This window comes from Actinoplanes sp. OR16 (genome assembly GCF_004001265.1).
Taxonomy (GTDB): domain Bacteria; phylum Actinomycetota; class Actinomycetes; order Mycobacteriales; family Micromonosporaceae; genus Actinoplanes.
On sequence record NZ_AP019371.1, the window covers coordinates 8,634,519 to 8,650,319 of the forward strand.

A 15,801-nucleotide genomic window follows, 5' to 3' on the forward strand; every position below is an offset into this window, starting at 1 on the left:
GAACACGATGGAGTTGACGAGCGAGCACGATCCGGTCGAGGGAAGCCACACCGAGGACGGTGTGGTCGAGCACCCGACCTCGGAGGACTTCGGCCACGCCAGGGCGTTGCCGGCCGACCGCACCTGGTTCCAGCGGGCCGTCTTCTACGAGGTCCTGGTCCGGGCGTTCTACGACTCGGGTTCGGACGGTGGCGGCGACCTGCGCGGCCTGATCGAACGGCTCGACTACCTGCAGTGGCTCGGCGTGGACTGCCTCTGGCTGCCGCCGTTCTACGACTCGCCGCTGCGCGACGGCGGCTACGACATCCGCGACTTCTACAAGGTGCTGCCCGAGTTCGGCACCGTCGAGGACTTCGTGGCGCTGCTCGACGCGGCGCACAAGCGCGGCATCCGGGTCATCACCGACCTGGTCATGAACCACACCTCGGACTCGCACCCGTGGTTCCAGGCCTCCCGGCACGACCCCGAGGGCCCGTACGGCGACTTCTACGTCTGGAACGATACAAGCGACAAGTACTCCGACGCCCGGATCATCTTCGTCGACACCGAGGAGTCGAACTGGACGTTCGACCCGGTGCGGCGGCAGTTCTACTGGCACCGGTTCTTCTCGCACCAGCCCGACCTCAACTACGAGAACCCGGCCGTGCAGGAGGCGATGCTCGACGTCCTGCGCTTCTGGCTGGACCTCGGCATCGACGGTTTCCGGCTGGACGCGGTCCCCTACCTCTTCGAGGAGGAGGGCACCAACTGCGAGAACCTGCCGGCCACCCACGCGTTCCTGAAGCACTGCCGCAAGGTGATCGACGACGAGTTCCCGGGCCGGGTGCTGCTGGCCGAGGCGAACCAGTGGCCGGCCGACGTGGTGGAGTACTTCGGCGACCCGCGCAGCGGCGGCGACGAGTGCCACATGGCGTTCCACTTCCCGCTCATGCCGCGCATCTTCATGGCGGTCCGCCGCGAGTCGCGCTTCCCGATCTCGGAGATCCTGGCGCAGACCCCGGCCATCCCGGAGAACACCCAGTGGGGCATCTTCCTGCGCAACCACGACGAGCTGACGCTCGAGATGGTCACCGACGAAGAGCGCGACTACATGTACTCGGAGTACGCCAAGGACCCGCGGATGAAGGCGAACGTCGGCATCCGCCGCCGGCTCGCCCCGCTGCTGGAGAACGACCGCAACCAGATCGAGCTGTTCACCGCGATGCTGCTGTCGCTGCCCGGCTCGCCGGTGCTGTACTACGGCGACGAGATCGGCATGGGCGACAACATCTGGCTCGGTGACCGCGACGGCGTCCGGACCCCGATGCAGTGGACGCCGGACCGCAACGCCGGCTTCTCCACCGCCACCCCGGGCCGCCTCTACCTGCCGGTCAACCAGGACCCGGTCTACGGTTATCAGGCCGTCAACGTGGAGGCCCAGCGGGACAGCTCCACCTCGCTGCTGAACTGGACCCGGACCATGCTGGCGGTCCGGCGGCGGCACGAGGCGTTCGCCGTCGGCACGTTCCGCGAGCTGGGCGGCTCCAACCCGTCGGTGCTGGCGTACCTGCGCGAGTACGGCGACGACGTCGTGCTCTGCGTGAACAACCTGTCCCGCTTCCCGCAGCCGATCGAGCTGAATCTCCAGCACTGGAACGGGTACACCCCGGTCGAGCTCACCGGCCACGTCAACTTCCCACGGATCGGCCAGTTGCCGTACCTTCTGACCCTTCCGGGACACGGCTTCTACTGGTTCCAGTTGTGCGGGTCGGAGGAGAAGCAATGACGCTGCCTTTCGCCGAGTGGTTACCGAAACAACGCTGGTACGCGGGGCGCAGCCGGGTGCTCGCCTCCATCAAGGAGGCGTCCGCGACGCCGCTGGGCGAGGGACTCGAACTCGTCCTCGTCGACGTCGACTACACCGACGGCAGCTCCGAGCGGTACCAGATCATGGTGGGCTGGGGTGACGGTCCCCTGCCGGAGTACAGCGCGATCGCCACGATCGGCACGGCCGACGACGGCCGGGTCGGCTACGACGCGCTCTACGACCCGCGGGCGACCCGGCACCTGCTCGGGCTCGTCGACCGGTCGGAGACGGCCGGCGACGTGACGTTCGAGAAGGAGCCCGGCGTCGAGCTGCCGCTCGAGGCCTGGCCACGGGTGTTCGACGCCGAGCAGAGCAACACCAGCGTGGTCTTCGACGAGGACGCCATCCTCAAGCTGTTCCGCCGGGTCACCTGCGGCGTCAACCCCGACATCGAGCTGAACCGGGTGCTCGGCCGGGCCGGCAACCCGCACGTGGCGCGGCTGCTCGGCTCGCTGCAGTCGGCCGACGAGTCGGACTCCTGCTCGCTCGGCATGGTCACCGAGTACGCGACGAACTCGGCCGAGGGCTGGGCCATGGCGACCGCCTCGGCGCGCGACCTGTTCGCCGACGCCGAGTTCGGCGCCGACCAGGCCGGCGGCGACTTCCAGGGCGAGTCGTACCGGCTCGGCGAGGCCGTCGCGTCGGTGCACCGGACCCTCGCCGACGAGCTCGGCACCGGCCCCGCGCCGTTCCCGCTGGACGCGTTCCTGGCCCGGCTGCGCACCGCCGCCAACGCGGTGCCCGAGCTGCAGCAGCACGTCCCGGCGATCACCGACCGGTTCACCGCGCTCACCGGGGAGCAGGTGACCGTGCAGCGCGTGCACGGCGACCTGCACCTCGGCCAGGTGCTGCGCACCCCCGCGGCCTGGCTGCTCATCGACTTCGAAGGCGAGCCGGGGCAGCCGCTGGACGAACGCCGGATGCCCGACTCGCCGCTGCGCGACGTCGCCGGGGTGCTGCGCTCCTACGAGTACGCGGCGTACCAGCTGCTCGTCGAGCAGGACGACGACGACGACCACCTGGCGGCCCGCGCGCGCGAATGGGTGGACCGCAACCGGGCGGCGTTCTGCGACGGGTACGCCCACGTCGCCGGCGCCGACCCGCGCGAGCAGAGCGCGCTGCTGTCGGCGTACGAGCTGGACAAGGCGGTCTACGAGGCCGCGTACGAAGCCCGGCACCGGCCGGGATGGCTGCGAATCCCCCTGCGGTCCATCTCCCGGCTCGTCGGATGACACCGTCTCCGGAGGATGAAACCAGCATGATCGGCCACACCACGTCCAAACTCGCCGCCGACCAGCGGGCCATGAACAGCGTGGTCGCCGGGGACACCCACGATCCGCACGCCATCCTCGGCGCCCACCCGCACGGCGGGCACACCGTGATCCGCACGCTGCGCAAGGGCGCCAAGGCCGTCGCCGTGCTGCACGACGGCGAGCGCACCGAGATGACCGCCGTGCACCCGGACGGGATCTTCGCGGCCGAGCTGGCCGGCACGGTCCTCGACTACCGGCTCGACGTCGACGGCACACAGTGCGACGACCCGTACCGTCACCTGCCCACCCTCGGCGAGCTCGACCTGCACCTGATCGGCGAGGGCCGGCACGAGAAGCTGTGGAAGGTGCTCGGCGCGCAGCCGCGGGGCACCGGCGTGGCGTTCGCGGTCTGGGCCCCGGGCGCACAGGGCGTCCAGGTGATCGGCGACTTCGCCGGCTGGGGTCCGTACGACGGATGGCCCATGCGGTCGCTCGGCTCCAGCGGCGTCTGGGAGCTCTACGTGCCGTCCGCGCACGTCGGCACCAAGTACAAGTTCAAGATCCTCGGCCGGGACGGGGTGTGGCGGGAGCACGCCGACCCGCTCGCCCAGCACACCGAGGTGCCGCCGGCCACGGCATCCGTGGTCTACGCCTCGGAGTACCAGTGGCACGACGAGCAGTGGATGCGCGACCGGGCCCGCAAGTCGTGGCACCAGGAGCCGATCAGCTGCTACGAGGTCCACCTGGGTTCGTGGCGGCCCGGCCTGACCTATGTCGAACTGGCCGATCAACTCGTCGCCTACGTGCTCGAGATGGGCTTCACCCACGTCGAGCTGATGCCGGTCATGGAGCACCCGTTCGGCGGCTCCTGGGGTTATCAGGTCACCGGTTACTACGCCCCCACCTCACGCTTCGGCTCGCCGGACGAGTTCCGATTCCTGGTGGACAAGCTGCACCAGGCCGGCATCGGCGTGATCCTCGACTGGGTGCCGGCGCACTTCCCGAAGGACGAGTGGGCCCTTGCCCGGTTCGACGGCTCACCCCTGTACGAGCACGGCGACTGGCGGCGCGGCGAGCAGCCCGACTGGGGCACGTACGTCTTCGACTTCGGCCGCAAGGAGGTCCGCAACTTCCTGGTGGCGAACGCGCTCTACTGGTGCGACGAGTTCCACGCCGACGGCCTGCGCGTCGACGCCGTCGCCTCGATGCTCTACCTGGACTACTCCCGCAAGGACGGCGAGTGGACGCCGAACCAGTACGGCGGCCGGGAGAACCTGGACGCGATCAGCTTCCTGCAGGAGATGAACGCGACCGTCTACAAGAACCACCCGGGCGTCATGACGATCGCGGAGGAGTCCACCGCGTGGCCCGGCGTCACCCGCCCCACCCACCTGGGCGGTCTCGGGTTCGGTTTCAAGTGGAACATGGGCTGGATGAACGACACCCTCTCGTACATCGAGAAGGAGCCGATCTACCGCCAGTGGCACCACCACCAGATGACCTTCGCGACGGTCTACGCGTGGAGCGAGAACTACATCCTGCCGATCAGCCACGACGAGGTGGTGCACGGCAAGGGCTCGCTCACCGGCAAGATGCCCGGCGACACCTGGCAGAAGCTCGCCAACACCAGGGCGCTGCTCGGTTTCATGTGGGCGTTCACCGGCAAGCAGTTGCTCTTCATGGGCGCCGAGATGGGCGACGAGAGGGAGTGGAACGAGTCCGGCGGCCTGCACTGGGACCTCCTCGAGGACCCGCAGCGCGCCGGCGTGAAGTCGCTGGTCTCCGACCTGAACCGGGTCTACCGGGAGTCGCCCGCGCTCTGGACGCAGGACACCAGCCCGGCCGGCTTCCGCTGGATCACCAGCGAGGACTCGCAGCACAACACGTTCTCGTTCGTCCGTTTCACCCCGAACGGCGACGCGGTGGCCTGCATCGTCAACTTCGCCGCGGTCCCGCACGAGGGCTACCGCATCGGCCTGCCCCGAGGCGGCCGCTGGACCGAGGTCATCAACACCGACGCCGAGATCTACGGCGGCTCCGGCGTCGGCAACCTGGGCGAGGTCCACGCCGAACCCCTCCCCTGGCACGGCTTCGACTCATCGGCCGCCCTCCGCGTGCCGCCGCTGGGCGCGCTCTGGCTCCGCTACGAAGGCTGACGGGTTGTCAATAGGGGGCGTGCATCTCTTGCTCGCCCCCTATTAAAGATCAACTTCAGGTCGCAGCGGGGTGGGTGGCACCGACCGCCGCTCCCGCCGAGGGCGCGGCCCGGTTCGCTGCGCTCCCGCGCCCCGCGACCTGCGTGAGCGCTTGCGCCCCTTCCCTGTCAGTCCCCACCCCACTCGGTGGACAGCAGGCCGTACAGCAGATCGTCGGTCCACTCACCCTTGATGAACGTCTGCTGTCGCAGCAGCCCCTCCCGCCGGAAGCCGAGCCGCTCCATCAGCGCCGCCGACGCCACATTCCGCGCGTCGCACTCCCCGGTGACCTTGTGCAGTCCCTGCCGCCGGAAGAGCCGGTCCAGAACCCCGCTGACGGCCTCGGAGCCGTACCCCTTGCGCTGGTGCTCGGCAGCCACCGTGAAGCCGATCTCCGCCTGCTTGAGGTTGTCGTGCAGCCGCACGTAGACGTCCCCTGCCAGTTCCCCCGTCGCGGACAGCTCGGCGGCGTACTGGAAGTGCCCCGCCACGTCCGGCGAGCTCGCAGCGAAGTTCCGCACCGCCACCTCGGCTGCGGCGAGCGAGAACGGCGCCTCCCACGACTGGTAACGAGCGACATCCGGATCCGACCGGTACTCCGCCAGCCGCGGCGCGTCGGACGCCCGGAATCGTCGCAGCGTGAGCCGTTCGGTAGCGATGAGCACGCCCCGACAATAACGACCTGCTGCCCCGGATCGCCCCGCCACCACCGACGAACCGCACTCGTGGGTCACGTCCACCGAAGTGGTGTATGACCTGGCCTTTCCGGGTGCATAAGGCGGCCATCGCAGATCCTTCGGATTGTCTAGATCAGAAGGAGAGACCTGCGATGGCCGCAGACCCGAGTGTGAACGTTGCCGAGTTGCTGCGCGAGCATCTTCAATCGGCGAGCCCTGATCTATTGCGGGCGATGGTGAAAACCTTCGCTGACGTGCTGATGTCCGCTGAGGTCGACGCACTCTGCGGCGCCGAGTACGGCGAACGCAGCACCGAACGGACCAACTCCCGTAACGGCTACCGCCACCGCGACTGGGACACCCGAGCCGGCACCGTCGAGCTGGCCATCCCGAAACTGCGGTCGGGTTCGTATTTCCCGGACTGGCTGTTGCAGCACCGCCGCCGCGCCGAACAAGCCCTCGTCTCGGTGGTCGCGACCAGCTACCTGCTCGGAGTGTCGACCCGGCGGGTCGAGAAGCTCGTCGAGCAACTCGGCATCAAACAGCTGTCCAAGTCGCAGGTCTCGGAGATGGCCCGGCACCTCGACGCGCAAGTCGAAGCGTTCCGCCAGCGGCCCCTCGATGCCGGCCCTTACACGTTCGTCTGGGTCGACGCGCTGGTCATCAAGGTCCGCGAGGCCGGCCGCACCATCAACGTCCACGCCCTGATCGCGGTCGGTGTCAACGCCGATGGCGGCCGTGAGGTCCTCGGCCTGGACGTCACCAGTGACGAGGACGGTGCCGGCTGGCTGGCGTTCCTGCGCTCGCTGACAGCCCGCGGCCTGGGCGGGGTCCGCCTCGTGGTCTCCGACGCTCACCGCGGTCTGGTCGGTGCCGTCGGCGCGGCGTTGCCAGGTGCGTCCTGGCAACGATGCCGCACCCACTACCTGCGCAACCTGCTCGCCAAAGTCCCCAAGAGCGCGCAGCCGTGGGTGGCCACCCTGGTCCGCACGGTCTTCGACCAGCCCGACACCGACGAGGTCCACGCCCAGTTCGCCCGCGTGCTCGACAGCATCGCCGAGAAGTTCCCCGACGCCGCCGAGCACCTCGACGCCGCCCGCGATGACCTGCTCGCCTTCACCGGTTTCCCGCGCGAGCTCTGGCGCCAGATCTGGTCCAACAATCCCCAAGAACGGCTCAACAAGGAGATCCGCCGCCGCACCGACGTCGTCGGGATCTTCCCGAACCGGGCCGCGATCATCCGCCTCGTCGGTGCGGTCCTGGCCGAACAAACCGATGAATGGGTCGAAGGCCGCCGCTACATGGGCCTGGACCTGCTCCGCAAAGCACGACTCACACCCATCACCACCAGCCAAGACACTGAAGCGCAACAGCCCGCCGAGATCGCCGCATAGCATCAACCCACACGGATCAGCGATGGCTAACTCTTACACCACGCCAGTGGACGTGACCCACTCGTGCCCGCCCCGCCACCACCGACGAACCGCACTCGTGCCCGCCCATAGCCCCGCGAAGCCGCCCAGCACACACAGTCCGCCAGCCTGCGAGAGCTCACCGCCCGGCAGACCCCGTCAGCGCACACACTCCACCAGCCTGCGTGCGCCCACCGCCCCCGCAGGGCGATCACCGCTCACAAAGACAAACCGCGTGCGCCCACCGCCCCCAGGCAGGCCCTCACCGCACACAACACCAGCCCGCGTGCACCCACCGCCCCGCAAAGCCCGTCAGCGCACACAAAAGCCCAGCCCGCGTGCACCCACCGCCCCAGGCAGCCCTTAACGCACACAACACCAATCCGCGTGCACCCCCCGCCCCCAGGCGGGCCCTCACCGCACATAACACCAGCCCGCGTGCGCTCACCGCCCCGCAAAGCCCGTCAGCGCACACAAAAGCCCAGTCCGCGTGCGCTCACCGCCCCCAAGCGGGCCCTCACCGCACACAACACCAGCCCGCGTGCACCCACCGCCCCCAAACGGGCCCTCAACGCGCACAACACCAATCCGCGTGCGCTCACCGCCCCGGAAAGCCTGCCAACGCACACAGTCCAGCAGCCCGCGCGCGCTCACCGCCCCGGCGAGGCGCGGGAGTCAGGCCTCGACCACGTCCGCGACGATCACGGTCACGTTGTCGGGAGCGCCGTTGTCCAAGGTCCGCTGCACCAGCGTGCCCGCGCACTCCTTGCGATCCGCCACCTCGCGCAGCGTCTGGGCGATCATCGCGTCCTCGACGTAGTCCGACAACCCGTCGCTGCAGAGCAGGTACCGGTCGCCGACGCGGGCCGGGATCATCCGGCCGGCCGGGCGGAACGGGCCGCCCTGCACGGCCTGGGTGACGAGGGCGCGCTGCGGGTGCCGGCGGGCGTCGTCCGGGGTGAGCACGCCCTGGTCGACGAGGGCCTGCACGTAGGTGTCGTCCCGGGTGAGCTGCTGGAAGTCGCCGTCGCGCAGGAGGTAGCAGCGGGAGTCGCCGACGTTGAGGGCGGCCAGCCGGTCACCGGAGAGCAGCAGCGCGGTGACGGTGGTGCCCATGCCGTCGCGGGCGTCGTCGTCGGCGACGGCGGCCTCGATGCGCTGGTTGGCGGTCTCCAGCGCGGCGATCAGGTCCTGCAGCGGCTCGCCGGTGTCCGGCGTGCTGTCGACGGCGCTGAGCGTCTGCACCAGGATGTCGCTCGCCAGCTCACCGGCGGGGAGCCCGCCCATGCCGTCCGCCACCACGAACAGCCTATTTCCGACGAAGACGGCGTCTTCGTTGTTGGACCGGACCAGGCCCTGATCAGTGGCGGCGACCGCCCGGACAGCAAGCGTCATGTGACAAGAGTGCCAAAGCCCAATTCCGTTGTCTCTAGTACCTCCTACGTAGTGTGTGCTGATGATGCCGGTGACACTTGTGGGTCGCGCTGCCGCGCTTGACGATCTCCACAACGCCTGCGCCCGGGTCCGCGAGGGCCGGGAACCGGTGAGCGTGCTGGTCACGGGCGATCAGGGCACCGGCAAGAGCAGTCTGGTGGCGGAATTCCTGAGGACCCAGGAGCCGATTCCGGTGCTGTCCGGCGCGGCGCGGGTGCATTCGCCGGCGCCCTACGACTGGCTGGCGGCGGTGCTGGCCGATCGTGACATTCGCGACATCGGCGTACCCGGGGACGCTCTCGCCTGGCTCAAACAGGATCCGGACGTCCCCCGCGAGCGGTACACGCCGGACGCGTTGCTGCGTCTCGCGGTGACGGCGGTGCGTGCGCTCGTGGGCGGCCGTCCGGCCGTACTGGTGGTGGAAGATCTTCATGCTCTCGACCCGGCGAGTCTGAATCTGATCGCGGAGCTGGCGTCGCCGGGTGCGGCTCTTCCCGCGCTGCTGCTGGTGACGAGCCGTCCTCCGGAGGCGGCCGTGTCCCCCGACCTCACGTCCCGGACGATGGCGCGCCTGGCGGGCGGTCACGGCGCGGTGCGGCGCCATCTGGGTGCTTTGCGTCAGGCCGAGGTGGGCAAGATCTTGGAGATGGCGTACGGCGAACCGCCCGTGCCGGAACTGATCGCGGCAGTCTGGCGACGCACCGAGGGCAATCCCTACCGGGTGCGCGAGCTGATCGCCGTGGAAGGCGCCGACGGTCCGGAGGCGCTGATGACCCGCCGGCCGGATCTGACCGCGCGCGAGCGGGAGGTGCTCGGCTGCCTCGCCGCGGGGATGGCGAACAAGCAGATCGCCGCCGTGCTGGGCATCTCGGTGCGGACCGTGACCGTGCACGTCTCCAATCTGCTGCGCAAGACCGGCGCCGGGTCCCGTACCGAGGCGGCGCTCTGGGCGGTCCGCAACGGCGCCGTACCACATCGGGTCGCACGTGATCTGCAGACCGCCTCGGCGTCGTCCGCGGGGTGACCCCCGAACAGGCATCCGTGCGGGGCGGCGCGACAAGCCCCGGCCGCCTCGGTAACAATCGTCGGCGTGACGACAGCTATCCATCAGCGCATCGCCTCGGAACTCGGGGTACGGGAAGGTCAGGTCGCGGCGGCCGTCGAGCTGCTCGACGGCGGTGCCACGGTTCCGTTCATCGCCCGCTACCGCAAGGAGGTGACCGGCACCCTCGACGACGCTCAGCTGCGCACGCTCGAGGAGCGCCTGGGTTACCTGCGGGAGCTGGAGGATCGCCGGGCCGCGGTGCTGGAGTCGATCCGCTCCCAGGGCAAGCTCGACGACGCCCTGGAGCAGCAGATCCTCGAGGCCGACACGAAGGCCCGCCTGGAGGACATCTACCTGCCGTTCAAGCCGAAGCGCCGCACCAAGGCCCAGATCGCCCGCGAGGCCGGCCTGGAGCCGCTCGCCGAGGGACTGCTGAACGACCCCACGGTCGACCCGAAGGCGGCCGCCGCGGCGTTCGTGGACGCCGAGAAGGGCGTCGCGGACGCGCAGGCCGCCCTGGACGGCGCGCGGTCCATCCTGATCGAGCGGTTCGCCGAGGACGCCGACCTGATCGGTGACCTCCGCGAGCAGATGTGGACCCGGGGCCGTCTCGTGGCGAAGGTCCGCGCCGGCAAGGAGACCGACGGCGCGAAGTTCTCCGACTACTTCGACTTCGCCGAGCCGTACGCGAAGCTTCCCTCGCACCGCATCCTGGCGATGCTGCGCGGCGAGAAGGAGGACGTCCTCGAGCTCACCATGGAGCCGCACCCGGAGGAGGACGAGGGCTACTTCGAGGGGCGGATCGCCGGGCGCAACGGCGTCACCGACCTGGGCCGGCCGGGCGACAAGTGGCTGGTCGACACGGTGCGCTGGGCGTGGCGTACCCGGATCCTCATCCACCTCGGCGCCGATCTGCGGGTCCGGCTGCGCGAGCACGCCGAGGACGAGGCCGTCCGGGTGTTCGCGGCGAACCTGCGTGACCTGCTGCTGGCCGCCCCGGCCGGCACCCGCGCCACGATGGGCCTGGACCCGGGTTTCCGGACCGGGGTGAAGGTGGCGGTGGTGGACGCCACCGGCAAGGTGGTCGCCACCGACACGATCTACCCGCACGTGCCGCAGAACAAGTGGGACGAGTCGATCCACCGGCTGGCCGCCCTGGCGAGCAAGCACGACGTCGAGCTGATCGCGATCGGCAACGGCACCGCGTCCCGGGAGACCGACAAGCTCGCCGCCGAGCTGATCAAGCGGCACCCGGACGCGAAGCTGACCAAGGTGGTCGTCTCCGAGGCCGGCGCGTCGGTCTACTCGGCGTCGGCGTACGCCTCCCAGGAACTGCCCGGCCTGGACGTGTCGCTGCGCGGCGCCGTCTCGATCGCCCGCCGCCTGCAGGACCCGCTCGCCGAGCTCGTGAAGATCGACCCGAAGTCGATCGGCGTCGGGCAGTACCAGCACGACATCTCCGAGGTGAAGCTGGCCCGCTCGCTGGACGCCGTCGTCGAGGACTGCGTGAACGGTGTCGGCGTGGACATCAACACCGCCTCGGCGCCGCTGCTCACCCGGGTCTCCGGGATCACCGCGGGACTGGCCGAGAACATCGTGCTGCACCGTGACCAGAACGGCCGGTTCACCAACCGCAAGCAGATCAAGAACGTGGCCCGGCTCGGGCCGAAGGCGTTCGAGCAGTGCGCCGGCTTCCTGCGGATCTCGGACGGCGAGGACCCGCTGGACTTCTCCAGCGTGCACCCCGAGTCGTACCCGCTGGTCCGGACGATCGCGGCGGACGCCGGCTCGGACGTCAAGACGCTGATCGGCAACAGCCCGCTGCTCAAGGGCATCCGGCCGGACAAGTTCGTCACCGACACCGTCGGCCTGCCGACGATCACGGACATCCTCAAGGAGCTGGAGAAGCCGGGCCGGGACCCGCGCCCGGCGTTCACCACGGCCACCTTCGCCGAGGGCGTCGAGAAGATCGCCGACCTTTCGCCCGGCATGATCCTGGAGGGCCAGGTGACGAACGTGGCGGCCTTCGGCGCGTTCGTCGACATCGGCGTGCACCAGGACGGTCTCGTGCACGTCTCGGCGCTCTCCGAGAAGTTCGTGCAGGACCCCCGCGAGGTGGTCAAGTCCGGCGACGTGGTCAAGGTCCGCGTCCTGGAGGTCGACCCGGTCCGCAAGCGGATCTCGCTCTCCATGCGCCTGCAGGACGAGCCGAACAAGCAGCGGGGTCCCCGGGAGGACCGGGGCGGCGCCCAGGGCGGCCAGCGGGGCGGTCAGGGCGGGCAGCGCGGCGGTCAGGGCGGCGGTCAGGGCGGCCAGCGCGGCGGTCAGCAGCGCGGCGGCCAGCCGCGCCAGCAGGGCGGCCAGCGGGGCCGTCAGGGCGGCGGAGCACCCGCACCGGTCAACAGCGCCATGGCCGACGCTCTGCGCCGGGCCGGTCTGACCCGGGACTGACGAGCGACGGGGATCTGGGCCGTCAGCCGGCGGCCCAGATCTTCACGTCGGTGAACGCCACCTCGTACGGCCCCTTGCGGGGCGCGTCCCGCTCGGTGAAGATCCCGAGCACCAGCTGCCCGCCGGTGATCCGCTCGTCGTCGAGCGACGCCGACCCCAGCGGAGCGCCGTCGCGGGACACCTGGAACACCTTCCCGGTGTAGGACAGCCCGATCCGGGTCGGCGCCGCGCCCAGCTCGATCGGCGCGTTCGCGATCGGGAACGTCTTCAGCACCGTCACCTTGCCGCTGCGGTGCACCCCGAGGTAGACGTTGCGCTCGCAGACCCGCAGCTGGTAGCCGACGTTCCCCTCGAACCGGAACCAGATCGCCGCGCAACTGTCCTTGGTGACCAGCCGGACGCCGACCTCGGCGCGCAGGTCGGCCGGCATCTTGTCGAGCGGGCCGCTGCAGCGGTAGGTGCCCTCGATGTCCCGGTGCACCACCAGCGCGTCCTCGAAGCGGCAGCTCGCCGTCTCCTCCGGCATGTCGGTGGCCCGCCAGAACAGCGGGCTGCGCAGCGCGTCGTCGATCAGCGTCTGCCCCGCCGTCACCCCGTCGGCTCCCGGGCCGGTGCCCGCATCGTTGCCGTCCGGCGGGCGCAGCGACAGCGCCAGCATGACCGCGCCGGCCACCACCGCGGCGATCAGGACGGCGAGCCCGGCGGGTAGCGCCCAGCGGCGGCCGCGGCGCTTCGGCGTCACCGGCCCGGCTGCCGTGCCCACCGACGTCGGCGCGTCGGTGATCGGCACTGTGATGATCGAGTTCTCGTCGTACCCGACCAGGCCGGGCGGGATCGCCAGCGCCAGGGACGGCGTGGTGGGCGGCTCCGGCGTCACGCCGGTGACCGCCTGCGCCTCGACCGCCGCGGCCTTCAGGTCAGGCTGGTCGGCGAAGGCCGCCGCGGTGGCCGCCGGCCGCTCGCCCGAGGAGACCAGCAGATCGAGCAGTTCCCGGGAGCTCGGCCGGTTCGCCGGGTCCTTCTCCAGCGCGTGCGCGACAAGATCCCTCAGGGGTCCGCTGAGACCGTCCAGGCGCGGTGGCTGGGTGAGGATGCGGGCCGCGGTGGCGGGTGGCGAGTCGGCCCAGAACGGGGTGCGCCCGGTGCCGGCGAACGCCACCACGCTCCCCCAGGCGAACACGTCGGCGGCGGGCGTGATCGGGATGTCCACCTCGGCGCCGAAGCGTTCCGGCGCCATGTACGCCACCGTGCCCACCATCTGGTCGGTACGCGTGTTCGCGCTGGTCGCCTCCATGGCCCGGGCGATGCCGAAGTCGATCACCTTGGGGCTGCCGGGCGCGAGCAGCACGTTGCGCGGCTTGAGGTCGCGGTGGATCACCCCGGCGCCGTGGATCGCGGTCAGCGCGGTGGCCACCCCGATCGCCACGCCGTGCAGGTTGGCGCTGGTCAGCGGCCCGCGCTCCTCGACCACCTCGGCCAGGGTGGGACCGTCCACGTACTCCACGACGAGGTAGGGATGCTCATGGTCGGGGTCGGCGTCGAGCACCTCGGCCGTGCAGAACGGCGGCACCTGCCGGGCCCGGTTCACCTCGCTGCGGAACCGGCGGCGGAACTCGTCGTCGTGCGCCAGATCGGCACGCACCATCTTGACCGCGACCAGCACGCCGGTCGCGGTGCGGGCCAGGTAGACGGTGCCCATCCCGCCCTCGCCGAGGCGGCCCACCAACTCGTAGTCGCCGAGGTTCTTCGGATCACGTGGACGCAGCGGCGCGGCCCGCTCTCCCGGCACAGTTTTATCGACCATCGTTAACGCCCCCCGACCGCCGCCACGGTCTTAATCTCTCGCCGGCTGCACTGTATCGGGCGGGGTCTCCGGCACGCGTCCCGGAGGCGGTTCTCAGGGTCCGATCCGGGCGTCACCGGATGGCCGCGCGGGCCCGGCGGCCGCACGCTTGATGTATCAGCCACTACCGGAAAGAGAGACCCACCATGAACGCCGTGCACGACTCGATGGCCCGGCAGGGCCTGGTCCGCCCGCAGGACGGCCGGATGATCGCCGGTGTCTGCGCAGGTCTCGGCCGCCGCTTCGGGCTCGACCCGTGGATCGCCCGGCTGCTCTTCGTGCTGATCCTGTTCGTCATCCCGGGCAGCCAGATCCTCATCTACCCGCTGCTCTGGATCCTGATGCCCGCCGAGAAGCCGGCCTGGGCCCCCACGCCGACCACCTTCTGACGGAACCCGCAGCGGAGTGACGCCGTCAGAGAACCCATGAAGCCGGCAGCTCTCAGCGTGGTGCTCCTCCTGACAGGCACGGCCGGCTGCGCCGCAGCGCAGCCGGCGGTGCCCCTCCCCGCGCAGTCCCGCGCGGCGGTCTCCTCCGCCACCCCGGCCCCGGTCTCCACGGCCGGGGAGGCCTTCTACCGGGCGCTCCGGCCCGGTCCGGCGGCCATGCTCACCCGCCAGCCGAAGTCCCTGGCCGCGGCGTTCGCGGAATCCACCGCGGTGGTCGTCGCCGAGGTCACCGCGGTCACCGAGGGCCGGCTGATCGGCGACATGCAGACCGCGGTCGTCGACCTGGACGTGATCCGGGTGCTGCACGGCGATCTCCAGCCCGGACTACCGGACACGCGGGTCGAGTTCGGGGTGTCGTTCCTGCCCGAGCCGATCGCGCCGCTGGTCGGCCGGATGCACGCCGACGTTCCCCGCGGTCCGGCCGTCTGGCTGCTGAAATGGCAGGGCAGACCGGCGCCGGACCGCAAGCCGGGCGCCCCCCGCCGGGACCCGACCGCCGACCTCGGCCTCTACAACATCGTGCACTACAACTGCGCGATCCTGGTCGACGGACCGGACCGGCACGTGGTCTCGGCGATCGCGCAGGACGGTGATCCGTTCGGCGCCCAGGCCGAGGCCGAGAGCTACCCCGACCTCGACACCCTGATCAGGCAGCGAACTCCTTGACCTTCTGCGTGAGCTGAAGATCGTCGAGGTAGCCGCGGTGCGTGATCGTGCCGTTCGCGTCGACGAAGACGTACCAGCTCTGCTGCGCGATCCCGAACCGCTGCCAGATCTTGCCGGCCGGGTCGCTGATGTGCGGCACCGCGCCGACCTGCATCTCGGTCACGAACTCCTTCATGGCGTCCAGGGTGCCGAGGCCGCCGACGCCGAGGATGCCCAGCCGGTCGCCGTACTCCTCGTGGAGATCGGCGACCGACTGGGCCTCGCTCGCGCAGGTCGCGCACCAGGGCGCCCAGAACCAGAGCAGCGCGGGCTTGCCTGCCAGGCTCGCGGCGTCGAAGCCGGCGCCGTCCAGCGTGGTCCCGGTGAAGGCGAGTGCCTGCGGGACGGCCACCGTCGTGACGGCCGGCGCGGCGGGCGCGCCGGCCACGGGCGACGCGGTCTTCGCGGTGGAGCAGCCGGCTGCCGCGACCAGGGCCACGAGCATCATCGACACGAGCCGGGGTACGCGCACAGCCTGCTCTCCGTTCACC

12 protein-coding genes are annotated in these 15,801 nt (G+C 70.5%); 8 read left to right on the forward strand and 4 right to left on the reverse strand.

The window, feature by feature from the left end; translation table 11 throughout:
• Window positions 1-7 precede the first annotated feature (7 nt).
• Genes treS through glgB form a run of 3 tightly spaced genes read left to right on the forward strand, consistent with a single transcriptional unit; the run spans window position 8 to window position 5,255 of the window.
• Window positions 8-1,765, forward strand: a complete 1,758-nt coding sequence (gene treS, locus EP757_RS39790; RefSeq protein WP_127553489.1) for a maltose alpha-D-glucosyltransferase — start codon at window positions 8-10, stop codon at window positions 1,763-1,765.
• On the forward strand, window positions 1,762-3,078 hold the full coding sequence (locus EP757_RS39795; RefSeq protein WP_127553490.1) for a maltokinase: 1,317 nt from the start codon (window positions 1,762-1,764) through the stop codon (window positions 3,076-3,078). The genes treS and EP757_RS39795 overlap by 4 nt, the downstream gene beginning before the upstream one ends.
• A 26-nt stretch (window positions 3,079-3,104) precedes the next feature.
• A complete protein-coding gene (gene glgB, locus EP757_RS39800) occupies window positions 3,105-5,255 on the forward strand; it encodes a 1,4-alpha-glucan branching protein GlgB (protein WP_232050250.1) in 2,151 nt (716 codons plus the stop codon).
• A gap of 167 nt (window positions 5,256-5,422) precedes the next feature.
• Here the strand turns inward: glgB and EP757_RS39805 are convergent, their stop codons facing one another.
• Window positions 5,423-5,959 (reverse strand): GNAT family N-acetyltransferase, encoded by a 537-nt coding sequence (locus tag EP757_RS39805; RefSeq protein ID WP_127553491.1) that lies wholly within the window; start codon window positions 5,957-5,959, stop codon window positions 5,423-5,425.
• Between the two features lie 164 nt (window positions 5,960-6,123).
• Between EP757_RS39805 and EP757_RS39810 the strand changes: the two genes are divergently transcribed.
• Window positions 6,124-7,365, forward strand: a complete 1,242-nt coding sequence (locus tag EP757_RS39810; RefSeq protein ID WP_127553492.1) for an IS256 family transposase — start codon at window positions 6,124-6,126, stop codon at window positions 7,363-7,365.
• Window positions 7,366-8,058: 693 nt separating this feature from the next.
• Here the strand turns inward: EP757_RS39810 and EP757_RS39815 are convergent.
• A complete protein-coding gene (locus tag EP757_RS39815) occupies window positions 8,059-8,778 on the reverse strand; it encodes a PP2C family serine/threonine-protein phosphatase (protein ID WP_127553493.1) in 720 nt (239 codons plus the stop codon).
• A gap of 61 nt (window positions 8,779-8,839) precedes the next feature.
• Between EP757_RS39815 and EP757_RS39820 the strand changes: the two genes are divergently transcribed.
• Window positions 8,840-9,841 carry a LuxR family transcriptional regulator gene (locus EP757_RS39820; protein WP_127553494.1) on the forward strand — a complete coding sequence of 334 codons (1,002 nt, stop codon included), beginning with the start codon at window positions 8,840-8,842 and terminating at the stop codon, window positions 9,839-9,841.
• A 66-nt stretch (window positions 9,842-9,907) separates the two neighbouring features.
• Window positions 9,908-12,313 (forward strand): Tex family protein, encoded by a 2,406-nt coding sequence (locus EP757_RS39825; RefSeq protein WP_127553495.1) that lies wholly within the window; start codon window positions 9,908-9,910, stop codon window positions 12,311-12,313.
• A gap of 22 nt (window positions 12,314-12,335) precedes the next feature.
• Here the strand turns inward: EP757_RS39825 and EP757_RS39830 are convergent, their stop codons facing one another.
• Window positions 12,336-14,117, reverse strand: a complete 1,782-nt coding sequence (locus tag EP757_RS39830; RefSeq protein WP_127553496.1) for a serine/threonine-protein kinase — start codon at window positions 14,115-14,117, stop codon at window positions 12,336-12,338.
• Between the two features lie 185 nt (window positions 14,118-14,302).
• On the opposite strand from EP757_RS39830, the gene EP757_RS39835 reads away from it, so the two are divergent.
• Together EP757_RS39835 and EP757_RS39840 are read left to right on the forward strand one after the other, a co-directional pair.
• The gene (locus tag EP757_RS39835) at window positions 14,303-14,545 is read left to right on the forward strand and encodes a PspC domain-containing protein (RefSeq protein ID WP_127553497.1); all 243 of its coding nucleotides are present in this window, start codon (window positions 14,303-14,305) and stop codon (window positions 14,543-14,545) included.
• Between the two features lie 36 nt (window positions 14,546-14,581).
• Window positions 14,582-15,271, forward strand: coding sequence for a hypothetical protein (locus EP757_RS39840; RefSeq protein WP_127553498.1), 690 nt, complete (start codon window positions 14,582-14,584; stop codon window positions 15,269-15,271).
• On the opposite strand, the gene EP757_RS39845 is transcribed toward EP757_RS39840, so the two are convergent.
• On the reverse strand, window positions 15,252-15,782 hold the full coding sequence (locus tag EP757_RS39845) for a redoxin domain-containing protein (RefSeq protein ID WP_232050251.1): 531 nt from the start codon (window positions 15,780-15,782) through the stop codon (window positions 15,252-15,254). The two genes, EP757_RS39840 and EP757_RS39845, sit on opposite strands and share 20 nt — an antisense overlap.
• Between the last annotated feature and the right edge of the window lie 19 nt (window positions 15,783-15,801).